The sequence below is a fragment of the Calidithermus terrae genome (assembly GCF_003574345.1).
Lineage (GTDB): Bacteria > Deinococcota > Deinococci > Deinococcales > Thermaceae > Calidithermus > Calidithermus chliarophilus.
On the sequence record NZ_QXDL01000268.1, the window covers coordinates 1 to 4,695 of the forward strand.

At 70.8% G+C, this 4,695-nt stretch carries 6 protein-coding genes; 3 read left to right on the forward strand and 3 right to left on the reverse strand.

Features of this window, described 5'->3' with window-relative positions; all coding sequences use genetic code 11:
- Window positions 1–149: 149 nt before the first annotated feature.
- The 3 genes from Mterra_RS18935 to Mterra_RS18945 are packed head-to-tail and all read right to left on the reverse strand — an operon-like array spanning window position 150 to window position 2,060.
- Window positions 150–938, reverse strand: coding sequence for a sporulation protein (locus tag Mterra_RS18935; protein WP_119316547.1), 789 nt, complete (start codon window positions 936–938; stop codon window positions 150–152).
- A gap of 18 nt (window positions 939–956) precedes the next feature.
- Complete coding sequence (locus Mterra_RS18940) at window positions 957–1,316, reverse strand: alpha/beta fold hydrolase (RefSeq protein WP_176582556.1); 360 nt, start codon at window positions 1,314–1,316, stop codon at window positions 957–959.
- 9 nt (window positions 1,317–1,325) lie between these two features.
- Window positions 1,326–2,060, reverse strand: coding sequence for an alpha/beta fold hydrolase (locus tag Mterra_RS18945; protein WP_119316548.1), 735 nt, complete (start codon window positions 2,058–2,060; stop codon window positions 1,326–1,328).
- Window positions 2,061–2,144: 84 nt separating this feature from the next.
- Here Mterra_RS18945 and Mterra_RS18950 point away from each other — a divergent pair, with 84 nt between their 5' ends.
- From Mterra_RS18950 to Mterra_RS18960, 3 genes are all read left to right on the forward strand, one after another.
- Window positions 2,145–2,558, forward strand: coding sequence for a hotdog fold thioesterase (locus Mterra_RS18950; RefSeq protein ID WP_119316549.1), 414 nt, complete (start codon window positions 2,145–2,147; stop codon window positions 2,556–2,558).
- Window positions 2,559–3,098: 540 nt separating this feature from the next.
- Window positions 3,099–4,136 (forward strand): 3-deoxy-7-phosphoheptulonate synthase, encoded by a 1,038-nt coding sequence (gene aroF / locus Mterra_RS18955; protein WP_119316550.1) that lies wholly within the window; start codon window positions 3,099–3,101, stop codon window positions 4,134–4,136.
- 122 nt (window positions 4,137–4,258) lie between these two features.
- The coding region (locus tag Mterra_RS18960; RefSeq protein ID WP_119316551.1) for a prephenate dehydrogenase at window positions 4,259–4,695 on the forward strand (437 nt) is incomplete at its 3' end.

Consider the following 4,695-nt stretch of genomic DNA (forward strand, 5'->3'; position numbering starts at 1 on the left):
GGGAGGGTTTATCCCCCCCTGCCCCCCTTGCTAAGGGGGGTGACAAGGCGTCTGGCGTTTGGCGTCTTGCGTTTGGCGTACGACGCAGGACGTACGACGTACGACCCGCACTGTCCGCCCGGCTATCAGCTATCAGCATCCCGTCCCCATCAAACCCCGCCCTGCTCGAGCGCCTCCTCCAAGCCCTGGCGCACGAGCGCCGGCTCGGCGAGGTCGGCGGGGAAGCGGAGGCGTTGGACAGACTCGTCGGTGTCGCGGATGTCGGAGATCAGGCCGCCCAGCCCCGAGGTGCTCCGGTCGAGCTGGAGCACGAACTCGAGTTCTTCGCCCAGGGCGCTCAGGGTGAGCTCGAGCTTGTCCAGGCGGCCCTGGTAGCCGCCGGTGGGCACGAAGCTGAAGGTCTGGAGCACGGGCAGGGGCAGGCTCAGCCAGGCCCCCTGGAGCATGAGCTGGGTGGCGTTGCGCACGCCCTCGAGGCGGAAACCCGCCTGCCGCACGCCCTCGAGCACCACCTCCACGGCGGGCAGGGGCAGCACCTCGAGGGGGTCGGAGTCCTGGGGGTCGAGGCCCCAGGCCACCGCGAGCCCGGTGCGTAGCCAGACCTGGCTGCGGGCGGTGCGCCGGGGGTCGGGGGCCAGCGTGCTCGGCGTGTAGGGCGGGAGCACGAAGCTGAACAGCACCTCGGCCTCCTGGCCCGCGCCCAGCCGCACGTCCTCCTCCAGGTCGAAGCGGGCGACGCGGTGGGCGCTCAGCCGGTCGTCGTGCTCGACGTGGGTCATGAGGTCGAGGTAGATGCCCGAGACGCGCTGCTCGGCCTGCCCCCCGCGCAGGTGCACGATCCCCTCGAGCCGCTCCCCGGGCCGCAGGGTGCGCGAGGTGAGCAGGGTGTCCACCCGGGCCGAACCGATGCCGAAACTCGCCAGCAGACGCCGCACCATGACCAGCCGAGTATAGCGCTACCCCGCATCCAGCAAGCGCAAAAGCGCATCCCGGCCGGGGCAGGGCCGGGGCTCTAGGCCCATCCGCCCGGCCAGCGCCCGCCCCACCGCCTCCCCCACCCCGCGCACCAGCAGCCGGGGAAGCCCGGCGTTGAGCATAGTGACCAGGGCCACCACGAACTCGGCCAGCTCCTCGGGGGCCAGGCTCGAGCCCTCGCTGCGGCCAAACCCCGGCAGGTCCGGGACGATGAAGCGGTAACCCGCGGGCAACGGCTCGCAGTCGGCCCAGTGCTCCGCCGTCTCGGCCAGCAGCAGCACCAGCGGCCCGCGCCCCCGGTCGTCGTAGACCACGTTCAGGCCGTAGAGGTTGATGTACACGGCCCCACCCTACAGCACCGGCAGCTCGTCCAGGCCGTCGTGCCAGGCCGGCGGCCCCTGCAAAAAGCCCTCGGCGTCGCGCAGAAAGGCCGCGAGCACCGCCAGCGCCTCGCCGGGGTTCTCCCAGGGGGCCAGGTGGCCGGTGGCCTCGAGGCTCACCCGCATCGCCCGCTGCTCGGGCACCCACTCCACCGCCTCCTGGGCGTAGCGGCTGGGGGTGAACACGTCCTCGGCCCCGATCACCACCAGCACCGGGCAGCGCAGCCCGCGCAGGGCCCTACGCCCGTCGGGCAGACCGGACAGGGCCGCCAGCCAGCGCCCCAACTCCCCCTCCCGCAGGCCCTCCGCCCAGGCCGCCATCGCCTCGTGGCCGTGCTCGAGCAGCACCGGCCCGAACAGCCAGGGCTTGGCCGCCGTGACGAAGGCCTCCGGCCCCAGGCCCAGGGCCTGCTCGAGCGCCCTCAGCCGCGCCCGCAGCGCCGCGTCCACCCGCAGAACCGGGCTCAGCAGCGTCAGGCTCTTAGCCTGGCTCTGCGCCGCCAGTTGCGCCCCGGCCCAGGCCGCCTCCGCGAAGGCGACGAGGTGGGCCCCTGGGGGGACCTCGCCGCGCCAGGCCTCCAGCCCCTCCGCAGGCGTGGCGTGGGGGGCGAGTTCTATACAGCGCAAGCCCTCGAGGTTCTCCCGCAGCGAGCGAAACCCGGCGGGCGGGGCCAGCAGGCCGGGCAGAAAGACCACCGTTTCCACAGGCCCAATCTTGTCACGCCGCCGCACGGCCAAATGCGCCTGCCCATCCAGTCTGGCCGCTCGGCACCGCCGTAAAGTGGCGCCATGCCGCACATGGACCCCTCCCACTTCCCCCCCGAAACCCTCATGAGCACCCTCGGCATCCGCGTCACCGAAGCCACCCCCGAGCGCGTGGTGGCCGAGATGGAGGTCACCCCCCGCCACCACCAGCCCTTCGGCTTCCTCCACGGCGGCGCCTCGGTCGCCCTCGCCGAAACCGTCGCCAGCATCGGCGCCTTCCTCGCCGCCCCCGAAGGCCACACCTCCTTCGGCCTCGAGATCAACGCCAACCACCTCCGCCCCATGCGCTCCGGCAAGGTCACCGCCGTAGCCACGCCTTTGCACAAGGGCCGCACCACTCACGTCTGGAACATCGAAATCCGCGACGACCAATCCCGGCTGGTCTGCATCTCCCGCTGCACGCTGGCGATCGTGGCGGCTCGGGGAGATAGCCGGTAGCCGAGCGCGAAACGCAGGACGCGTGTCCTGGGTCGTGCGTCGTACGTCCTACGTCCTACGTCCTACGTCGTACGCCAAACGCAAAACGCAAAACGCAATACGCAATACGCCTTGTTGGGATGAATCATCCACTGGGGTTGTGCCCATCCCGTAAGCCGACTACAGCCCCACTTCCCCGTGGAAGGGCGCTCATGCCGTGCCGCCCCGCCCCGGCCGGGGTGTGCGGCTCACGCGGGAGGGGGTGGGCGGGGTGTCGGCGGAACCGACACGGCCAAACCACCCTACCCAAAACCACCCCAGGCCCGCCCCACAAGTCCCACGGGCGTATTGACAGGCAATCCAGACTGCCCTTACACTCCTGGGCATATGCCCACGCACGGGGTCGCCAAAGCCAGTGCCCGCTTTTTCGGGTACTTTTATTGGCCTACGGTCCCCGTGAGGTCGGCATAGCGCATTTGGGCTTGCACAGACGCCTCCGGGGACCAACCCCGGAGGCTTTTTTGCATCCCCAACCCCAAGCACGGCCCAAGGAGGGAAGGCATGTTGATCATCCTCAAGCACGGCGCAGGGCAGGCGGAGATCGCGAGCATCGTCGCGGAGGTCGAACGGGTGGGCTACCGGCCCCACGTCTCGGAGGGCGAGTCCACGACGCTGATCGGGGCCATCGGCAAAGGCCCTACGCCCGAATTGCTCGAGCACTTTAGGGCCTTGCCGGAGGTAGCCGAAGTGATCCCCATCAGCAAGCCCTACAAGCTCGCGAGCCTCGAGGTCCAGCCCAAGCCCTCGGTGATCTCCTGGCCCACCGGGTCCACCGGCGGCAACGCCTTCATGGTCGCCGCCGGGCCCTGCGGCGTGGAGTCGCGCGAGCAGATCCTCACCGCCGCCCGCTTCGTCAAGCGCCACGGCGCCCAGATGCTGCGCGGGGGCGCCTTCAAGCCCCGCACCTCCCCCTACTCCTACCAGGGCATGGGCCGCGAGGGCCTCGACCTCCTCGTCGAAGCCCGCGCCGAGACCGGCCTGCCCGTCGTGACCGAGGTGCTCTCGCCCGAGCAGGTCGAGCTCGTCGCCGAGCACGCCGACATGCTCCAGATCGGCGCGCGCAACGCCCAGAACTTCGCGCTCTTGCAAGCGGTGGGCGAGACCAACAAGCCGGTGATGCTCAAGCGCGGCATGAGCATGACGCTCGAGGAATTCCTCATGAGCGCCGAGTACGTGCTCTCGAGGGGCAACCTCAAGGTGATCCTCGTCGAGCGCGGCATCCGCACCTTCGAGAGGGCCACCCGCTTCACCCTCGACGTCTCGGCGGTGCCGTTGCTCAAGTCCTGGACCCACCTGCCGGTGTGGATCGACCCCTCGCACGCCGCGGGCAAGCGCGACTACGTGATCCCGCTGGCCCTGGCCGGGGTGGCGGTGGGCGCCGACGGGATCATCGTCGAGACCCACCCCGAGCCCGAGAAGGCCCTCTCCGACGCGGCCCAGCAGCTCCACGAGCACGAGTTCGCCCTGCTGATGAAGAAGGTCCGGGCCATCCTGCCCGCCGTGGGCAAGGAGATGGTGGGGGGCCTCGAGCTTGCCTGAGCCCGAAGGGCACGGGTAAACTGCCCTTCCATGAGCCACACGGCCCGTTCTGAGCCCCCTGCATCCCCCTGGCCGCCGGCATTCGGCGTTTGGCGTTTGGCGTTGGGCGTTGGGCGTCGTCCATGAAGCCCCTGTTCGACAAGGTCGGCATCTTCGGCATCGGCCTGCTGGGGGGCAGCGTGGCACTGGGCCTGCGCGAGCGCTTCCTGGCGGGCGAGGTCCACGCCTACGACCCCGACCCCTCGGCCCTCGAGGACGCCCTCGCCTTGGGCGTGGCCGACAAGGTGCACACCGCGCCGGGAAGCTGGATCGGCGAGCTCGACCTCGGGGTGCTGGCCGCGCCGGTGGGCGTGCTCAGCGAGGTGGGCCGGCAGCTCGCCCCCCACGCCCGCCCCGACAGCCTCTGGACCGACGTGGGCAGCGTCAAGGGGCCGGTGGTGGAAGCCCTTTCGGGCGTCCTACCCAACTTCGTGGGCGGCCACCCCATGGCCGGCAGCGAGAAGGCCGGGGTGGAGGCCGCCCACGCCGGGCTGTTGCAGAACGCGGTGTGGGTCATCAC